The 18,455-nt window shown below is 40.6% G+C and carries 14 protein-coding genes; 3 read left to right on the top strand and 11 right to left on the bottom strand.

Annotated features, from left to right (window positions below; translation table 11 throughout):
- Positions 1–28: 28 nt before the first annotated feature.
- The 8 genes from CHA01nite_RS08405 to CHA01nite_RS08370 all read right to left on the bottom strand — a co-directional run bounded on the left by CHA01nite_RS08405 (position 29) and on the right by CHA01nite_RS08370 (position 9,426).
- Positions 29–2,845 carry a gluzincin family metallopeptidase gene (locus CHA01nite_RS08405; RefSeq protein WP_228458372.1) on the bottom strand — a complete coding sequence of 939 codons (2,817 nt, stop codon included), beginning with the start codon at positions 2,843–2,845 and terminating at the stop codon, positions 29–31.
- Between the two features lie 54 nt (positions 2,846–2,899).
- The gene (gene pyrF / locus CHA01nite_RS08400) at positions 2,900–4,279 is read right to left on the bottom strand and encodes an orotidine-5'-phosphate decarboxylase (RefSeq protein WP_146940870.1); all 1,380 of its coding nucleotides are present in this window, start codon (positions 4,277–4,279) and stop codon (positions 2,900–2,902) included.
- Between the two features lie 171 nt (positions 4,280–4,450).
- Positions 4,451–4,798: a YkvA family protein gene (locus CHA01nite_RS08395; protein ID WP_146940869.1), complete on the bottom strand. Its 348-nt coding sequence runs from the start codon at positions 4,796–4,798 to the stop codon at positions 4,451–4,453.
- Positions 4,799–4,878: 80 nt separating this feature from the next.
- On the bottom strand, positions 4,879–5,418 hold the full coding sequence (locus CHA01nite_RS08390) for a TlpA family protein disulfide reductase (protein WP_146940868.1): 540 nt from the start codon (positions 5,416–5,418) through the stop codon (positions 4,879–4,881).
- Positions 5,419–5,493: 75 nt separating this feature from the next.
- Complete coding sequence (locus CHA01nite_RS08385; RefSeq protein WP_146940867.1) at positions 5,494–6,057, bottom strand: thioredoxin family protein; 564 nt, start codon at positions 6,055–6,057, stop codon at positions 5,494–5,496.
- 18 nt (positions 6,058–6,075) lie between these two features.
- Positions 6,076–7,146 carry a chorismate synthase gene (aroC, locus tag CHA01nite_RS08380; protein WP_146940866.1) on the bottom strand — a complete coding sequence of 357 codons (1,071 nt, stop codon included), beginning with the start codon at positions 7,144–7,146 and terminating at the stop codon, positions 6,076–6,078.
- A 45-nt stretch (positions 7,147–7,191) separates the two neighbouring features.
- Entirely contained in the window at positions 7,192–8,832 is a 1,641-nt protein-coding gene (locus CHA01nite_RS08375; protein WP_146940865.1) for an LIC_10190 family membrane protein, read from the bottom strand.
- Between the two features lie 51 nt (positions 8,833–8,883).
- Positions 8,884–9,426 (bottom strand): YMGG-like glycine zipper-containing protein, encoded by a 543-nt coding sequence (locus CHA01nite_RS08370; protein WP_146940864.1) that lies wholly within the window; start codon positions 9,424–9,426, stop codon positions 8,884–8,886.
- Positions 9,427–9,697: 271 nt separating this feature from the next.
- Here CHA01nite_RS08370 and CHA01nite_RS08365 point away from each other — a divergent pair, with 271 nt between their 5' ends.
- Positions 9,698–10,132 carry a hypothetical protein gene (locus tag CHA01nite_RS08365; protein ID WP_146940863.1) on the top strand — a complete coding sequence of 145 codons (435 nt, stop codon included), beginning with the start codon at positions 9,698–9,700 and terminating at the stop codon, positions 10,130–10,132.
- Positions 10,133–10,570: 438 nt separating this feature from the next.
- Positions 10,571–10,858, top strand: coding sequence for a hypothetical protein (locus tag CHA01nite_RS08360; protein ID WP_146940862.1), 288 nt, complete (start codon positions 10,571–10,573; stop codon positions 10,856–10,858).
- A 422-nt stretch (positions 10,859–11,280) separates the two neighbouring features.
- Here CHA01nite_RS08360 and CHA01nite_RS08355 read toward each other — a convergent pair whose 3' ends face one another.
- The gene (locus CHA01nite_RS08355; RefSeq protein ID WP_146940861.1) at positions 11,281–12,120 is read right to left on the bottom strand and encodes a glycosyltransferase family 2 protein; all 840 of its coding nucleotides are present in this window, start codon (positions 12,118–12,120) and stop codon (positions 11,281–11,283) included.
- Positions 12,121–12,766: 646 nt separating this feature from the next.
- Here CHA01nite_RS08355 and CHA01nite_RS08350 point away from each other — a divergent pair.
- Positions 12,767–16,537: a fibronectin type III domain-containing protein gene (locus CHA01nite_RS08350; protein ID WP_146940860.1), complete on the top strand. Its 3,771-nt coding sequence runs from the start codon at positions 12,767–12,769 to the stop codon at positions 16,535–16,537.
- A 387-nt stretch (positions 16,538–16,924) separates the two neighbouring features.
- Here CHA01nite_RS08350 and CHA01nite_RS08345 read toward each other — a convergent pair whose 3' ends face one another.
- Entirely contained in the window at positions 16,925–17,113 is a 189-nt protein-coding gene (locus CHA01nite_RS08345) for a hypothetical protein (RefSeq protein ID WP_146940859.1), read from the bottom strand.
- 776 nt (positions 17,114–17,889) lie between these two features.
- The gene (locus CHA01nite_RS08340) at positions 17,890–18,162 is read right to left on the bottom strand and encodes a hypothetical protein (RefSeq protein ID WP_146940858.1); all 273 of its coding nucleotides are present in this window, start codon (positions 18,160–18,162) and stop codon (positions 17,890–17,892) included.
- Positions 18,163–18,455: the final 293 nt, after the last annotated feature.

Below are 18,455 nucleotides of genomic sequence, written 5' to 3'. Positions count from 1 at the left end.
TTTCCGGATTAAGGTTAATAAATACATATTAATACCAGCCTCTTCGTGCTGCATTGATAATGGAGCTCAGGTTCAGGATCAGGGTATACCGTATTCTTTTTCCGTAATCTTTGAAGGCAGGCTCAAATCCAAGGGAAGACTGTACCGGCAGATAGACTTCGAGGAAGTCAGGAATGATTCTCACTTTCACGCCACTGTCCCAGATAAATTTCGTCGATTGGTTTTTGTTGTCGTAAACGCCTGCATCGGCATAGACATGGAAGATTTTCCATACACTGGTGTCCACATTTACGGACGTGATCCATTTGTTGACTGTGCCGGGAATAAAAGACTTAAAGCCACCGTCCGCAAGAATAAACTGTTGTGAAAGGATTCCGCCTGTCGCACTTTGTCCCAGCAAATTATAGGAGAAGGAGTAATCTGAAACCCTGGAGATCCCAAAATTAAAGGTATTGTTGCGCGTATTGTTTTTAATAAAGTATCCTGCAAACAAACGGACACTGAGTTTCTGCCTGGGTGCAAATTCCCAGCGGTAAAAACCCTCTGCCGTTACTTTATGGAAATCTTCCATCCATTGGGTGCTTACCCCCAGACTCTTTTCATGAATGCTCTGGCTGTCGTTATAGCCATAACCTGCGCTCCAGAGATTGTACCGGTCATAGTCATTGTTAGCAATCATCAACTGGCTCAGATCCCTCTCAAAATAATTGTACGAAATCCCGAAGCTGCTGCTTACCGTGCTCCGCGGATTTTTCATAAAACTTAAGTTGGAATAAATGGAAGCTTTCCGGTACGCCAGATCATAATCATAATGGAAATAAGATCCCGAAACACCGAAGGTCAGGCTTCGGATAAGGCTTTCAGCAGGGAGGAAAGAGTAGGCGATAGCTCCTGATCCCGTCAGTTTTCCGGTTCCCGTACTGTAAGTAGGAGTGAGGGAATACAGGAACTTCTGATCGAAAAACGACTGGTTTTTAAAGTTAAGCCCGATTAAAAATTTATCATAGGTATTGCTGAACCGGACACGGGGATTAATATAAATCTCGTTGAATTCAGGATTCGGAATGTCTTTAATCAGTTTAAGCTTGATTTTTTTAGTATTGGAAAATAAACCTTTGGCATAGAGGTAATTGTCCCGGTAGTTGGATTCCGGAAAAATATATTCGTCATTCAGGGTTATTTTATAAATGTCCAGGGCCGGAATCGAAACGGTTTTTATTTTCCGGCTTTCTTCCGTTTCCACCCAGTATTCTTTCTTCTGGCCATCACGGGAAGTCGTCTGAAGTTTCACGGGGATATTGGCTGGAGTATTTTTCTGGATTTTAATATCCAGGAAATCGCCGTTTTTTCTGAACCTTTTTAAGGTAAAATTTACCCTGTTCTTGTGCTGGATAAACTCAGACAGGTAAGATGCCCTTGTATCTTTTACGGCCAGTTCCTTTAAAAAATCTTTGGGATTGGTTTCCTGGTCTCTGTTTCCGGCAATAAATTCCTGAACCAGGCTTTCAAAATTCTGGCGGCCCATTTGGTCCGCGGTATAATTGAAAAGGGTTCCCGTTTCAAAGCCGCTGATGGCCATATCGTTGAAATTACTCAGGGCAGAGAACTTCTCATCGATTTTCTGATCCAGGTTCTGGGACATGATGTACTGATAGGCCAGGCCATACCGTTCAGTCAGTTTTACATCCGAAGCGTGGAAAAGTTTCAGGGGCTTGATGCCGAAAATTTTTGTGTCATTCAGCATGCCCAGCAATTTGGTGTCCGGATAGAATTTCCTGAGGTACTGGATTTCAAGATAGGATTTCAGTCCGTTTTTAAACCAATGGAAATCTTGCTTATCGGTAATGATGCTTTCATCCAGGACCTTTTTAGAGATGATTCCGAAATAATCCATATCCCTGTTTTCCGCAGCAGTAAACAGCCTGAACCGGTATTTCCAGAAGGTAATGTCGTTATTCCCGAAAAAGTCTTCTTTATTTCTGAACTTTTCAGAGATGTAAATGCTTTCCGGGATGGTACCGATTCTTTGCTTGATAAAATTTAAATGTAAAGGAAGATAAAATTCCAGATCCTGCTTTTCTTCCGGCTTCAGGGGATACCCGAATTTTACCTCTGTGTGAATATCATCGGTATTGATGGCAATGGAAGGATATTGATCGGGTGAAATCAGAAATTCCGGATCGGCATCCAGGTATCCTGTGAATGAATTGGGCTGGCTCTGCTTTAAATTGCCTTCTGCAAAATAAGTAGCAGGCAGATCAAAGTTTACTGTCCAAAACGTATTGAAGCTGACTGATTCTTCGATATCCTGATATTCCCGGGCAGAAATATTGTCCGGATCGAAACGATCCGGAACAATAAAGAAATATTTTAAGGCGGTACCGGTGGCCGAGGTTCCGTATCCCGTAAATCTGCTGTCGGGGAGCTGGAGTATGTATTGCAGCTGCAGTCTGATCTTTTCTCCGGGCTTTAAAATTTCTTTTAAAGGAAGAAAAAGATTTTCTTCAGAAGTATCGCTTACAGGAATATCCTGGTCCGAACTTTTTACCTGTAATTGCAGCAGTTTACCCAGCTGGTCCTGCCTGGCAAAATGTAGGTCGGTATTACGGTCTTCCAGTTTGCGGTAGGCCAGGGAAGTACCCCGTTTGTTGTAGGCAGCTACCCAATTTAAAAGTTTAACGGAGTCCAGGTCTTTGGCAGAATGGTTATAATAAACGATTTCCTCACTCACCTCCAGCGTCTTCCTGTCCTGCGACAGCTTGGCCTGAATATGAATACTATCCTTCTGCGCAGAAACCTCGGCGACACCCAAAAATAAAATAAGACAAATGCTGATCCTTTTCAATTACTGTGATAAAGTATCAAATATAACTTATTTTGTATAAATTCGGTAAAGATTTTAATCCTGAATTGCTTTTTTTTCCAGGGAGCTTAAATAAGCATTCCAGCCTTCGTTTTTGTAGGTGATGGCAGCTTCTTCCGGATTTTCTGCTTTATAGATGCCTCTTCCGACAATGATGAAATCGGTATGGAGCGTTTTAAAGACGTGTTCAGGCGTATTGTACTGCTGTCCTTTTCCGTCTCCGGAGTCGGCCAGGTTTACGCCGGGAGTGAATAAAAGCATTTCGTCCGGCAGCGGGTTCTGCGATACGCCCCCGATGACATTCGGGTGAGAAGCAGCCACTTTTAAAGCTTCTTCCCGGTAAGCACTGGTCGTTAAAGCGCCTTTGGACGACATTCCGATGATGGCAACTACCCCCACGTTCCGGAAATAGTCTAAAGATTCAAAACCTCCGATGACCTGCGAAGTAACGAAATCTGCCCAATCGGTAATTTTGAAAACACCGCTGGTAAACTGAAGTTCCTGCGTATTTCCGATGTCTGCAAATTTTCGGTCTTCCATCAGAAGGAAATTATGTTGGGTAGCCAGCGCTTTTAAAGGGACAATCGTTTTTTCATAATCAAAATCGGAAATGATGTCGATATGTGTTTTCAAAGCAATCACATGCGGACCTACTTTTTCAGCAAGATCCAACAGTTCCTGAGTCGTGGTAACATCGGCAGAAGCGATGAGATTGGATTCTTTGGCCAGTGCAGTTTCAAGAAGCTTCTTTGAAACGGAATGCTGGGCCTGTTCAAATTTTTCCTGGTAGGAAAGCCTGGTTTTCTCTTCAAACTGAATGTGGTTTCCTTTTAAAAAATCCTGGATTCTTGCTACTTCATCATCCGATAATTCCCCGTTTTCCTGCAGGATTCCACAGACTTCAGAAATATTGAAAAGGGTATGAACCCGGTATCCCCTGTTTTCCAGAAGCTGTTTACCTCCCTGTTCCCGGTCGAGAACCACAACGATATCCGCAACTTTAAGATCCTCCTGTTCCACTTCGGCAATCGTTTCGATCAGAGATTTTCCGGAAGTGATGACGTCTTCTACCAACAGGCAGTTCTGGCCTTTCTGGTAAATGCCTTCGATCAGCTTTTTGGTACCGTAGTTCTTGGCTTCTTTTCTTTTGATAATTAACGGAATGTAGCTCTGTAAAGACATCGCCGTAGCCATCGGAAGTGCAGCATAAGGAACCCCGCAGATCAGGTCGAAATTATCCAGCGGAAGCATATCCAGCAGGTAATTGGCAAGATTTTTCAAAATCTTGGGATCTGATGCCAAAGGTCTTAAATCTACATAAAAAGGGCTTTCGATACCGCTTTTTAAAGTGAATCTTCCGAATTTGATGATGCCCAGTTTGTAGCATTCTAAAAAGAATTCTTTTTTACTTTCCATTATTTTTTATTAGATGTTTGCAAATTTAAGGATTTGAGATGAAAGGTTGAAAGTGAATAGTTAATTTTGCTTCGCAAGTCAATAGTCAATTTATGATTTGGAATAAATTCATCTTGTGTAGTAGCGAAATGTAGGGTACGAAAAAACCATCCCTTAAAGATGGTTTGTTACTTATTCTACAATTTCGGCATCGATAATTTTTGCACCGCCGGTATTATACTTCCGGTCGGCTTCCCAAAGCAGGAATTTATCGACTTCCCTGATGAGTTTCGGGATGGCCAGTGACAGTACGGCAAGGTCATCCAGAACTCCGATTACCGGAACAGCCACTTCCGGAAGCAGGTCGATCGGGGAGATTACGTACAGAAGTCCCAGCAGAGGCAGGATAATATCCAGTGAACGCATCGGATAGGCTCCTCTTCTCCACATTTTTACCATTCTGAAAATATCGGGGATTTTCTGTACAAAACCTTTATGGCTGATGGCTTCTTTTGCCAGGTTTAATTTGGAATACTTCATTCTGTGTCCGGCTTTAAATAATTTTAAACCCTATGTATTTGACAAATTCTGTACCAACAGACTGTGAACTTCTGTTAAAGTTATTTAATTATATTATCAATAAACTGATGGGTAGATTCTGTATTCCAGTCTCTTGAAGCGTCTTCCTTAATGAGGATCCTGCCGTTTTTATCCAGAAGATAGGTGGTTGGGAAAACCTTCGGAAGGATCTTTTCGGAGATCGGACTTTGGGCAATATAAACGGGAACATTGTAATGGTTTTCCTTTAAAAATTTTCTCACGGCATCTTCCTGGTCGTTCATGGCAATCAGGACAAAATTTACATGCTCTTTCCGGGTATCGTACAGCTTCTGGATGGAAGGCCATTCTTTCCGGCAAGGCGGACACCAGGTTCCCCAGAAATTCAGGAATACCGCTTTTCCCTTAAATGTTTTAAGGTTGGTGCTGGGAGCGTTGATTCCCTGCAGTTCGACATCGTAATCCTCATCGTCAATATGGACGGCATTTTCGATAGCGGCAATAGGGAAAAAGGTATCCTGCAGCTTCTCTTTTACTCCCGGCACAAAAGCAATAACGGCAATCAGGGCAATCAGGATAACATAAATGATGTTTTTTTTCATTTTAACGCTTGATAAAAATTATTTTATTTAAACGGAGATTTTACGGAACGGGTATTATTGGAGATAACCCGAAAATCACAACAATTCCAGGATTTCCTGAATCGCATCTTTTCCTCTGTTTTTAGCATAATAAAGCTGAAGGTCGTTGTAAAATAGATCCCGGGTATAATGCTCAGGATCCGCTTTAAATTTACCAAGCAGCTGCCTTCCGTATTCCGGTCGCGGTCCCCATGAATTTTTTACGCTGAAATCGCTGTTCAGAATGATCACTTTCGGGATCGATTCCGTACCGTTGGTAAGAAACCGGTTGATCAGGCTTTTATCGCTGTCCCGCAGAAAAATCCTTACCTCATTTTTCCCTTCAAAAAATTTAACCAGGGCCGGAACGGTGGAGCTGGCATCGCCGCACCAGACTTCGGAAATAATTAAAATTTTTCCGGTGAAATTTTTGGAGGCCAGCTCTTTCAGCTGTTCTTCATCAGCCACGTACTTTTTCACGGTTCTGTCGATCCGCTGAAGCCCCAATTCGTAATAATGTTTATAATCGATTTCCTGTTGGTTGGCAGGGTTTTCCAATCTTTGTTTTCCGGTTTGCACATACTCTTCAAAAGAGACGGCTTTTTCCCAGTAATTTTCCATTACTAAAAATATTTATGTTTAAAAATTATTGATGTTTCTGGTTTTGTTGATCAGGAATAAATCGGCCAGTACAAAAGCGGCCAGGCTTTCCACGACGGGGACAGCCCTTGGCAGAACACACGGATCGTGACGGCCTTTTCCTTCCACAATTACAGGGTTCCCTTCTTTATCCACACTTTCCTGAGGCCTTAAGATCGTAGCGATTGGTTTGAAGGCTACGCGGAAGTAAATATCCATTCCATTGGAAATTCCTCCCTGGATTCCTCCTGAAAGATTGGATCTGGTAGTGAAGTCTTCATTGAAAAGGTCATTGTGTTCTTTACCGGTCATTTTTGCCCCGCAGAACCCGCTTCCGTATTCGAAGCCTTTGGCCGCATTGATATTGAGCATGGCTTTTGCCAGTTCCGCCTGGAGTTTAGAGAAAACAGGTTCGCCGATGCCCACCGGAACATTTTTGATGACACACGTAATGGTTCCGCCGATGGTATTGCCTTCTTTTTTGATCTCTTTAATCCTTTCGATCATTCGCTCTGCCGTTTCTGCATCGGGACAGCGTACTTCATTGCTTTCCGTTTGGGAAAAATCCAGAGCCTGATAAGGTTTTTCACAGAAGATATCCCCTACTGAGGAAACATAGGCATTAATTTCAATATCCGACAGCAGCTGTTTGGCCAAGGCACCGGCTACCACCCAGTTGATCGTTTCCCGTGCCGAAGATTTCCCGCCGCCGCGGTAATCCCTGATCCCGAATTTCCGGTCGTAGGTAAAATCGGCATGGCTGGGACGGTAAGAACCGGCGATATGATCATAATCTTTCGATTTCTGATTTTCATTTTCGATGATAAAGCCGATCGGGGTGCCTGTGGTTATCCCTTCAAAAACTCCTGACATAAACTTTACCGTATCGCTTTCTTTCCTTTGGGTAACAATGGCAGACTGTCCCGGTTTCCGGCGATCCAGTTCATACTGGATTTTATCGAAATCAACCGTTAATCCTGCCGGAAAATTATTAATGATGCCACCGTAAGCCAGACCATGACTCTCTCCGAATGTTGTAAGACTGAGAAGATTACCTAGAGTATTTAACATGACACAAATTTAAGGCTTTTTATTCAGATGGAAATGCAGCGAAGTTCAGTTCTGTTTATAAGAACGGTTGATGGAATGAATGATCTGATCTGCTGCTCTTTTTTCTTCCGCATCCAGCTTTTTCCAGATAAAGCCATTTTTTATCTTTTTCGGATCTTTCAGCTGCGGAAAAATTCCGGCTTTCACATCATCAAAAATATAACCTTCCGAAATGGCCGGCAGTTCCGTATCGAAGTTATAAGGGTATTTTTTAGAAACATTAAACCTCAGATTTCCAATTTGATAGGGAGTGTATTCATGATATTTATAGGCTGAAGGCCGGTACAGCTGTTCTGCCTCAAAGGTCCCCATGAAATTGCCGGGCCTGAAACTCGGAAGCCAGGTCCGAAGAATATGGGGTAAAGCCATGGCCCCGATGAAAATGACGCTTAATACCGAAAATGCAGCAATCGCTTTCTGCCGGCTAACATGATTCCTGAAAATTATAAAGAAGATTACAAAAAAGACATCGGTAAAAAACCGGTACTGGGCAGAAAAGAGGAGCACTAAAATACTTTTAACTAAAATTGAAATACAGATAAGATGGAGGATCCTGTTTTTTTTGATACAGCTGAATATGATAAAGCCCAGCAGGCTTACGATAAACAGAATATTTATTTTTGATTTGATGCCTTCGAGAAAAAGCCAGTTTTTGATGTAATCGAACGGAGAAAACTGCCGGATCTCTTCATAAGAATACTGCATATCATAGGTTTTCTGAAGGGCAAACTTCGAAGAATTCCGTAAGATTTCAGGATTGGGCTTCCACAGGATATTCAGATCTCCGGCAGCAATGGGAAAAACCGGATATCCGAAGGTCCAGATGTTTTTTGCAAAAAACAACAGCGCCATAAGGAAACCGGGGATAAGACCGGTAAATTTTGATTTGATAATGAAAGCAGCGTAAAGAAAACTCACCAGGGGAAGCCAGATCATGGTGGGCTTTACCGCAAAAACAAACACCGAAAAGGCAAAGAGGATAGAAGTTTGCCTGTTTTTCTTCAGCATCTCATCTACAATGATCAGTGAAAAAATAATGACGGGCAGATCGGGGCTGGGAGATTGCGAAAATAGAAGGAGAACCGGAATAAACAAGAAGTGGATCCATCTTTTGTTTTCTATCATATATAAGGTGTAAACAACCAACAGAATGGAATTGATCCTTAAATAAGGATCGGAAAAGTTAGAAAATCCGGCCTGAAAAATATGCCAGAGCGACATTTGGCCCAGTGTAAGGTCCAGATTGGATATTCCTTTAACAAGACCGAATTCCCGCAGCCATTTGACCGTAGGTACATAATAACCGAAATGATCCAATATATAAGGATAGAAGGATCCGCAGAATAGAATTATCCCCGTTACCGAAAACAGCAGTAAAACTTCTTGCTTTGAAAACCGGAAAAACGCGCTGTATAACTGATCCCTTATAAAATAAAACAGCCCTAGGGCTATTATAGGAATTTCAACGTATATATTCAAGGGAACAAAAAAGGAGATTATGGTCAATAATATACTGATCCCTGCAATTCCCAACAGAATATCCCCTGATATTCCATGAATAAAATTCCCTGAGAAGCATTTCGTGATATTTCCCAGTCCCATTAGAACCGGAATCAGAAGGAGGATAGAAAGGAAAAGTAATAACATAAAAAAAGATTGCTTAAAATTAAGCAATCTTTCTATGTTATGTTAAAAATATTATCTTGGCTGAACCCTTCCGCTTTTCCGGTCCTGGGCTCTACCTAAAGTATAACCGGTAGCACCCCCGATTACCCCACCGATAGCGGCACCTGCGCCCGGACTTTTCTTATTTACGATAGCTCCTAAGGCAGCACCTCCGACAGCACCGATAATCGTACCTTTTGCTGCTTCACTCATTCCTTTCTTTTTGGCAGCAGTCTGCGTTGAAGTTCCGTTGCTGGCATAATTGCCGTTGCTTGAACTTGAGCTGGAACGGTCTCTGTATACCGTACGGGTTTCTCTGATTACCTGTGGTCTGGCATTTACTGCAGCAGCCGTTTTAGCCTTTTGCATTTCAGCAATGCTGTCTGCTTTTTTCTGTGCTTCGTAAGCCATTTTTTCTTTTTCAATGGCTAATTTCTGCTTCTCTATTTCCAATTGTCTCATCTGGAACTCCATCTTCTGTTGTTCCAAAGACTGTTGTTCAGCGATCTGATCATCTTTCTTACAGGCCGTCAGTAAAAAAACCGACATCAGCCCTGTTAACACTATATTTCTCATAATTCAAATTTTTATAAGGATGTTAAGTCAGTCTGACTTTGAATTTATAGTATTTCCAATTATGAAGCCAAAGTCCGTTAAGCAATGTTAAAAAAAATGAAAAAGTATTAATATTTTCTTATTTTGAAGCAATTCAGCAATGTTCATTGAGCCATGCCGGGCTTTTATACGATGAGAGACATTCTCTGCGAAATGTAACTTTCGCTTAATATTCCCCGGGTATTGAATTAATATAGAATGATTATTTTTGTTTTACCTAAATGATATTAATATGAAAAATTCACTTGTAAAAATCCTGCTGATGGCAGGTGTTGTTATCGTGGGAAGTTCTTTTTCCACTGAGGCAAAGGATTCACACACAAAGAACATCGTTTCTAAAGAACCTGCAAAAGCCAAAACGTATAAAATCCGTTATGGCCTTGTGGGACAGGACGGAAGCAAGACGCTTTCCGGGAGTTATGACGTGGGAAGTTTTATCGCGACCCATACGGTAACCGGGCAAAGTTACGATACCTATTACGGAGGCGGCTTCCAGACATTACCTGCCTATTCTGAGGATTTGCCTGCCGGAACTTATACTTTTACTGCCATGCAGGGACAGGGCGGCTGGGTAGGATACGGCTCTGTAACCTCTGAAGTTTCGGATGCACAGGTAGATCCTGACGGTTATGTCACGATTTATATTCCCATTGTCTGGGAAGAATAAAACGAATGAAAATCTCACCTGAAACGGTGGGATTTTTTTATTATGAAATAACAGAACTGCTAAAAGTCTGAAAGACTTTATGATACGTATAATTTCTGTTTTTCTGAAATTTTAATACTTACTATTTTGTTTATTTCATTAATGCTTATTATCTTTGGCCTCTCTCATCTATAAAAGTTAAGGGTAAGATCTACCATATTATTACAATAACTTCATATAAGCGGAGGAATTGTAAATCGAAGTATAGCAGCAATAGCTGCATATAAGCTCTGTTCAGTGCACTCTGAATAGATTTTTTTCATCATTTGTGTTTTTACGGCCTCCTGCAAGGGAGGCTATTTCATTGAATATTTATCCTGTGTTATGACTCCGCTCATAGAATTCCCATTTTTTTAAACATAATTTTGATTTAATATTTAAACATCAAAAAATTATTATATGAAAAAAGTAATGCTATTAATGCTGGGATTAAGTCTTTTTGCAGTAAGCTGTAAAAAACAGGAAACACAAAATGATAACACAACCATGGCAGATTCTACCGGTACTTCGGGAACCATGTCTGATACTTCAGGAGCCATGCCTTCAGATTCTGCGGGCACCGCCGGCGACAGTGCGATGAACCAGGGGAATACCCAGAATAATCAGAGAAGTACTACAACGAACCAGACTAACGGCTCAACCGGCAGTACACCATCGAATGGAACGCGGACGGATTCTGCAAGATAAGACACTTTTTCCAACCCATATACACCTTAAGAAGAGGCGGCCTTTTAAGGCCGCCTCTTTATTTTAACGTGAATTATGTCCAGTTGTTTAATTAATTTTAAAAATAAAATTCACTGCTAATTCAGTCAGGATTTTATCCCATCCTGTAGAAAGCCATCGCTTCGGAACTTTAAAACAATGTAAATTTTGCTTTATTCAATTTGTGTTGAACCGTTTATTGGTTAAAATAAAACCAAGCCGCTGACAAAAGATTCAGTTTGATCATGAGGACCTCTTATTATATTTTTGACGAGAGAAACTTTCTGCATCAGGCATCCCTCTTCCAGCCTTATGATCATATTTCTACATCGAGCTCACGTTATTTTAGGATCAGATTTCCTGGAGAGATCGGCTACTCAAATTTAAGCTTGGTTGGTTATTACTCAGTTGCTGATCGTGCTGAGATGAAGTTTTATTTTATTCATTAACCTATAATGGATTTTCGTCTGGTAATTCAGCATATCATAAATATCCTGGGCATCCGTATAGACTTCAGGGACGGGAGTTCCGTTAATGCTGGTAATTTCCCTCCGCTGCATGGTTTCATGAATAACACGAGCAAAAGATTCTTTTACGCTCTGTTTGGAACTGTGCTGGGAAATCCCGTCAGGATGAATCCTGTATTTATAAAGAACTTCATCCACGAATTTAGCGTCTCCTGTTTCAAGCAGTTTAAGATAAAGATCCTGATCAACGGCATTCTTAAGATCCGGATTAATACCGGAAGTTTTCAGGTACGCTTCTCTTTTAAAAACAAAAAAGGCGTGAATCTGTATCGGGATATTAAAAAAATACCTGTTGTTATGAATTTGTTTTATTTTCGAAAAGACCGCTTTTGGATTGAGGGATTTATCGCAGAAAATTAATTTGGAATAGGCTGCAATGATTTTCTGATTCCTATTGAATTCCTTTAATATGCTTTCTGCCGCATTATCAAAAAGCGCGTCGTCAGGATCAAGAAAGGCACAGAATTCACCGGTCGCAAGATCCAGACATTTTTTCTTGCTGTAGCCGCATCCTCTGTTGGTTTTGTTCTGATAGAATTTAAAACGGTTATCCTCCTTAATAAGTATTTTTATAAGATCCGCAGAGCCGTCTGTAGAGCAGTCATCGACAATAATCACCTCCCAGTTTTCCCAGCTTTGCGAAATAACGGAATCATAACAATCCCTGAAATATCTGCCATTATTATAATTCGCAATAAGTATGGAGATTTTATTCACGTCAATTTGATTTATTCAATACGGTAAAACTACTTAACATAATATTTAAATATAATGATCTAAATCAATGAATTTTTATAGAATTAATTCTATGGTTTTATGACCGGTACTTGTTCAGAGTGTTTGGATCCATACTTATTAAAGATTACTTCATAAATATCCTGATCGAGCTGGTAAACAATTATTTTTATAATAAGTATTAAAATGAATCTTATTTATCTGGAAAAAAACTGCCGGTATGATTTCAATCATAAATAAAATAAAGCATGCCTGATTAATTTTACGGCATGGATTAATAATAATTGATTCAATAAAATTTTTTTCATCATTTGTGTTTTTTTTGGTCTCCTTTACAAAAAGGAGACCTTATTTTTTTCATACCGATTACAGATTATTGTACTGGCCTGATTTCTTCAATGATGAATGATTATATATAAAAACCCATTAACAACCAATTGATTTAGATTGTCCGGAAAACAATAAAAGTATACATTGAACGTTTACTGTCTAAATGCCTTTATATATTTGTTTTTCAATAGATGGACTATTGGATTTACTGTAATTTATTTAAAAATTATAGTATTTTATGCTACAAATTATCAAAAAACGGATTAGATTTGCAAGGATTAATATTAAATGATAACTTATGAAGAAAATTTCTACTTTCTTAGTACTTCTTCTGTGTTTGTTAAATTTAGGCGCCATTCCGGATGTCTATGGACAAACACCTGCTCCATTACCGTATTCACAGAACTTTAATACCGCCAATGACTTTACGTTACTCAACGGAAGCCAGACCAATAAGTGGTTTTACGGTTCTGCAACGGGAAATGCGGGCAACTCGCTCTACATCTCAAATACGAATGGAACGACGAATGCTTATTCAACCAGTGCAACGAGTGTTGTACAGGCCTACCGGGATCTTACCATTCCAACGGGTGCTTCCGTAGCCAACTTTTCATTCGATTGGAAGGGAACAGGGGAGTCCGGATGGGATTACCTCCGGGTATGGATGGTTCCGGCTACGTTTACTCCTACCACAGGAACACAGATTACTGCCGGTGGCGGAAGAATCCAGATCGGGACTGAATTTATAGGACAGACTGCATGGCAGACCTATAGTACCATCAGCTTGAACATCAGCTCTTTTGCCGGGTCAACGATGCGTCTCGTCTTCGAATGGAGAAATGATGACAGTTTCGGGACACAGCCGCCAATTGCCATTGATAACATCAACGTAAGCGTACCAAGCTGTTTCCCTCCTTCTGCACCAACTACAGGAACTATCACCACCAACAGTGCGGTTTTATCATGGACGGCTCCCGGTACCGTTCCGGCCAACGGATATGAGTATTATATAAGCACTAATCCTACAGCTCCTACTGCGGCCACTACCGGGGTAGCAAATGCAGGAACCAGTGTTACCGTACCATTATCTCCAAGTACTACTTATTACTGGTGGGTACGTTCCGTATGCGGGGCAACCAATAAAAGTGTCTGGATCGCTGCTTCAAGTTTTTCAACGCTTCAGATCCCTACCACGATTCCTTATGTACAGAACTTCTCAACGGGGAATGATCTTCAGCTGACCAGTTCCGGACAGCCTAATATCTGGTTTTACGGTTCGGTAACCGGAAACCCTGCCAATTCTCTGTATATCACCAATGATAACGGAGTTACCAATGGGTACAATACGTCCGCTTCAAGTGTGGTGCATGCTTTCAGGGATATTATTGTTCCTGCAGGAAGCACCAATGCAACTTTATCGTTCGACTGGAAAGGAGAAGGGGAGTCCGGATGGGATTACTTAAGGGTATGGCTCGTACCGATCTCTTATACACCGGTTGCCGGAACACAGATTACAACAGGTGGAGGAAGGATCCAGCTGGGTGGTGATCTGAACCAGCAAAGTACATGGCAGAATTATTTCAATACCCTGGTTAACCTCAGCAGTTTTGCCGGTCAGAACGTGCGCCTGGTGTTTGAATGGAGGAATGACGGTGTTTTCGGAACGCAGCCTGCTGCAGCTATTGACAATATCAATTTAAGCATCCCGACCTGTCAGGTTCCTACCAATATTGCCATCAGTACCGTAGGAAGCAGCACGGCAACCGTTACCTGGACCGCTGCAGTACCGGCTCCGGTTGGCGGATACCAATATTATTTATCCACTACCAATGTAGCGCCTGTTGCAGGTACCACACCAACCGGTACATCTGCAGGAACAACGCTTAACCTGACGTCGCTGACCCCTAATACGACTTATTATATCTGGATACGTTCCGTATGTTCAGGACCGGACAGAAGTTTCTGGATGGCCGGACCAAGCTTTACGACTACCCAGATTCCTGCTACCATTCCTTATATCCAGACCTTTACAACCGGAAGCGACCTGGGATATACAAACGGTACCCAGACCAATAAATGGACGTATGGAAGTGCAACCGGAAATACCGGAAATTCACTGTACATTTCCAATACCAACGGAACTACCAATGCTTACAGCATTACATCAACCAGCGTTGTTCATGCCTACAGGGATATCATCGTACCGGCAGGAACTACAACGGCGATTTTCTCATTCGACTGGAAAGGCGTTGGGGAATCAAGCTTTGACTATCTAAGAGTATGGATGGTGCCGACGACCTTTATGCCTGTTTCAGGAACTCAGATTACGGCAGGTACCGGTAGAATTCAGATTGGTAGCAACTATAACCAACAGACTGCATGGCAGAATGTCTTTAATCCAACATTAAATATTTCAAGTTTTGCCGGAACAACCATGCGTCTGGTATTTGAATGGAGAAATGACGGAAGCGGCGGTACACAGCCTCCGATTGCCATTGATAACATCAACTTACGTATCTGCAGCAATGCAACGCCAACCGTAACACTGGGTACGCCAACGCACAACTCAATCGTGTTGACCTGGAATCAGGATATCGGTGGAGCTACCTATACGGTAAGATACAGACCGATTACTTCTCCGGCTTCAAACTGGCAGACCGTAAACGTGGCAGCCGCTGCTTCTCCGGCAACGACCAACACAACAACACTGACCAACCTTTTATCGGCTACCCAGTACGAAGTAGAAGTAGCTGCCATCTGTAATACCAATACAGGAGTATATTCACACAGTACGTTTACGACCCGATGTGATCCTACGCCTCCAAATGTAACGGTAAGTGCTATTACTACCACATCAGCATTAATCACATGGTCTCCGCTTGCCGCAAGTTCTCACTATTTCCTGAGATACAGGATCGTAGGAAGCGGTACCGGTGGATGGAGTGCAAACATCCCATTGCCGCTGGCTCCGGCCAACACCTACACGCTGTCGAACCTGAATGTGTTTACCAATTATGAAGTGCAGGTGGCCAATATGTGTGATAATGAGAATACATTGAATCCATGGTCCAATCCTAAAGTATTTACTACGGAAAGAACCTGTGAAATTGCTCCTCCGGGACTGACGATCACGAATATCACCACCACGACAGCACAGGTAACATGGGCTGCTTTCCCAGGCGCAACCTACGTCCTGAGATACAGAAAAGTAGGCATTCCAAGCTGGACGACGGTAACATCCAATACCAACACGATTACCTTAACCGGCCTGCTGGAACTTACACAATACGAAATGCAGGTAGCCAACATCTGTAGCGGAACACCTGGTAACTATACGCTTCCGTATCTGTTTACGACACCAACTATCGTATACTGCCAGATGCATGCGACAACAGCCAGTTCAAATTATATTTCGAAGGTAACAGTAACGCCTAATGGCAAGCCGGTCATGACCAACCCGTCAGTAGCTTCAAACTATACGGATTATACCGGTGTAACCAATAATTTTATCCAATTGGTTCAGGGATCTGTAAATAATAAGATCAGCATCGATAAAACTTCAGGAAATGCCGGAGTTGCGGTGTGGATCGATTTCAACAGAAACGGATATTTTGATATTGATGAAAGAATCCTGGTATCAGGACCGAACACGGATCAGACGGTAAGCGGAACATTTTCTGTACCGGCGGATGCATTCATCAGCCTGACGGATTACAAATATGTCGTAATGAGAGTGGCTATGTCGAAGGATGCTGTTCCTGTAAACTGTACCAACTTCCCGAATGGTGAAGTAGAAGATTATACGGTAAGAATTTCTAAGCTTCCGGTACCTAATGCAGTAGACCAGAATGAGATTTTAATTTACCCTAATCCGGTAAAAACAGTTCTTAACATTAAGAACATTAGTCCTAAAGCTAATTATAAAATTTATAATGCCACGGGACAGATGGTATCATCAGGCATCATTTTAAATAACAAGATCGATGTTCATGCATTGATTAATGGAATTTATGTGATTGATATCGATGATGTGAAAGGTACTGCACAGAAAAAGTTTATCAAGGAATAAAATTAAATTAATTGATAATCATAAATGAATAAGCTCTCAGTAATGAGAGCTTATTTTTTTTAACATTTTTTAAATGAATGTTTAATTTTTCAGGTCGTAAAATTTCAGCATAAAATAATGCAAAGATTCTCCAAATCCCGATGTATACAGGTATTCTGCATTCTTATCATACATTAAAGTATTTTTAATCTATACTAAAGTTATGTTAATGGATAAAATTTATCCTGCCAATAGATGCATTTAAGATGAACATTTCTTACATTTGCAGTCACTCATGTTTAATTTGAGTTTTCATGGTTATTAGTTTTTTAATCCCTGTAGCAATACGGGGATTTTTTATTTAAATTTATTTGATGAAAATTGATAACTTATACTGTAGGTTTCTTTTCAGATCCGGGTTTTCGGTAGAAGAAATATCTTGAATCTTGCATTGCTGCTGTATTTTTTACAGCTGTCATCAGGAAAAGGAAGAGAAGCCTTTTTCAGTTCATCCATATATTTTTTACCTTCATCCTCAAGCTCAGGAATAATTACATAGTCATATAGGGTCTTGGTAAACTCACTTGTGTTTTTCAAAATATTTTTTTTCTGTCTAAGTGCTTCGTTGAACGTCATGGTATTGAATCAGTTTGTACAAATTTAATCATTATTGTGTGAAAAATAGAATAATTTTTAAAATAATAGTCATCAGGCTGATCAATTAAATCCATCTTCTAAAGTGGCTGTCTCATGTTCAGGTCTTTTTTATCCTCAAAAAGTTAAGATAATTTTTTCCGGTTGTGATTTCGGTCATAAACATCTTTTTGGAATGATTTATATTTTTACAATAGCAATAACACAATATTTATTCTCAGTAAGTTTGCCTCTCATTACGAGAGGTTTTTTTTTGACCTTAAATTATAACTGCAGCATCCTATGACGCAATAATTCTACAGAAATAAATCCCATCTGTTTTAAAAATTTTTAAATTTCTAGGAATGCTGAGAAGTTTTTTATTGATAGCTGCAGAATATTTAGGAGGATTCAAATTCATTTCATTGTGAAAATGCAATAAGGATACTGAAACCGGTATCCGGTAATTCTTAATATAATTGAAATGAACTGTAAAAACGTGCATCTTCAGTAATGCCGTTTACCATTTTTGAAGGTGAATCTGCTATGCTTTAAAGTAAAGAAAGTTATTCAGATTGCATAAAAAGTGTCATACCTAATCGAAAACAGTCCGGTTAAAATTAATTATTTTAACTGCTTAACAGGAAAATCTGAAATGTTGGTACGTTCTTTGAATTTAAAATGATATTTAATCACCACTATATCTTTCAAATTATTCCCTGGTTTCGGCCGGGGACTTTTCATTTAATCTCATTGATCTCAGAAACCATCTGATCTGGATTTAAATCTCCGCTGTTGATATGATTGACATAAAACGAAAGGCCCAATGATTCCGGTTGGGAAAGTTTCGACGTTTCCGGCGTAAGGGCAGCTTTAAGTGTATCGCCGGATACGATAACAACTTCGTCATCCAGATTGAAGTCTCTTTCAAAACGTTCTCTCATTTTTGCTTTCAGCCAGTTCATTGCAATAGCTGAAGCCTCTTCCTGATTTTGTGAATGGGTATGTTCCATATTCTTAATTTTTCTATTATACAGGAACAATTGGGCCAATTTTAATCTTTGGAAGATTTTAGATTTGAAACGCAACTTAGAAAACGATCAGTTATTACATTAATATGTTTTAAAAAAATTACGATGAAAGTAGCTGAATCCTTCAATACTGAAATCAAAGCTTTAGAATGCAGTTCCGGAGAGTCAAAAGACAGAACCCTTTTCCTATTAAGATTGACCAAACTTTTTGCCTAGTCCCAACTTTTGCGCGTGATCCAACTTTTGCGCATGATCCTTTAAAACGGATCAGTACT

This window comes from Chryseobacterium hagamense (assembly GCF_007991455.1).
Classification (GTDB): Bacteria; Bacteroidota; Bacteroidia; order Flavobacteriales; family Weeksellaceae; genus Chryseobacterium; species Chryseobacterium hagamense.
Note: the sequence above shows the minus strand (reverse complement) of the source record. Positions and strands in the feature narration are given on the sequence as shown.

Bases quoted from the DNA above. Each gene is read 5' to 3' on its own strand.
- CHA01nite_RS08340 (WP_146940858.1), bottom strand. From the start codon at position 18,162: ATGGAACATACCCATTCACAAAATCAGGAAGAGGCTTCAGCTATTGCA.
- CHA01nite_RS08370 (WP_146940864.1), bottom strand. From the start codon at position 9,426: ATGAGAAATATAGTGTTAACAGGGCTGATGTCGGTTTTTTTACTGACG.
- CHA01nite_RS08350 (WP_146940860.1), top strand. From the start codon at position 12,767: ATGAAGAAAATTTCTACTTTCTTAGTACTTCTTCTGTGTTTGTTAAAT.
- CHA01nite_RS08375 (WP_146940865.1), bottom strand. From the start codon at position 8,832: ATGTTATTACTTTTCCTTTCTATCCTCCTTCTGATTCCGGTTCTAATG.
- aroC (WP_146940866.1), bottom strand. From the start codon at position 7,146: ATGTTAAATACTCTAGGTAATCTTCTCAGTCTTACAACATTCGGAGAG.
- CHA01nite_RS08360 (WP_146940862.1), top strand. From the start codon at position 10,571: ATGAAAAAAGTAATGCTATTAATGCTGGGATTAAGTCTTTTTGCAGTA.
- pyrF (WP_146940870.1), bottom strand. From the start codon at position 4,279: ATGGAAAGTAAAAAAGAATTCTTTTTAGAATGCTACAAACTGGGCATC.
- CHA01nite_RS08395 (WP_146940869.1), bottom strand. From the start codon at position 4,798: ATGAAGTATTCCAAATTAAACCTGGCAAAAGAAGCCATCAGCCATAAA.
- CHA01nite_RS08365 (WP_146940863.1), top strand. From the start codon at position 9,698: ATGAAAAATTCACTTGTAAAAATCCTGCTGATGGCAGGTGTTGTTATC.
- CHA01nite_RS08385 (WP_146940867.1), bottom strand. From the start codon at position 6,057: ATGGAAAATTACTGGGAAAAAGCCGTCTCTTTTGAAGAGTATGTGCAA.
- CHA01nite_RS08390 (WP_146940868.1), bottom strand. From the start codon at position 5,418: ATGAAAAAAAACATCATTTATGTTATCCTGATTGCCCTGATTGCCGTT.